The 248-nt window shown below is 71.0% G+C and carries 1 pseudogene; it reads left to right on the top strand.

The features are described 5' to 3' along the window. A pseudogene (locus ACQG3P_RS21360) lies at positions 1–248 on the top strand (NAD(P)H-dependent glycerol-3-phosphate dehydrogenase); the annotation flags it as partial.

Raw genomic sequence — 248 nt, 5'->3', positions numbered from 1 at the left:
GCCTGATTACCCGCGGCCTCAACGAAATGCTGCGCCTGGCCGCTGCGACTGGTGCCAAGCCGGAAACCCTCATGGGCCTGGCGGGCTTGGGTGACCTGGTGCAGACCTGCACCGGCGATCTCTCGCGCAACCGTCGCCAGGGCCTGGCGTTGGGGCGTGGGCAGTGACTGCAGGACGCGATCCGCGACGGCGGCCAGGTGGTGGCCTCGGTGCAGACCGCCGACGAAGTCATGCGCCCGGCCCGTCGC

The sequence above is a fragment of the Stenotrophomonas sp. SrG genome, assembly GCF_050031795.1.
Classification (GTDB): Bacteria; Pseudomonadota; Gammaproteobacteria; order Xanthomonadales; family Xanthomonadaceae; genus Stenotrophomonas; species Stenotrophomonas rhizophila_A.
This window is presented reverse-complemented; position numbering and strand designations above follow the sequence as displayed.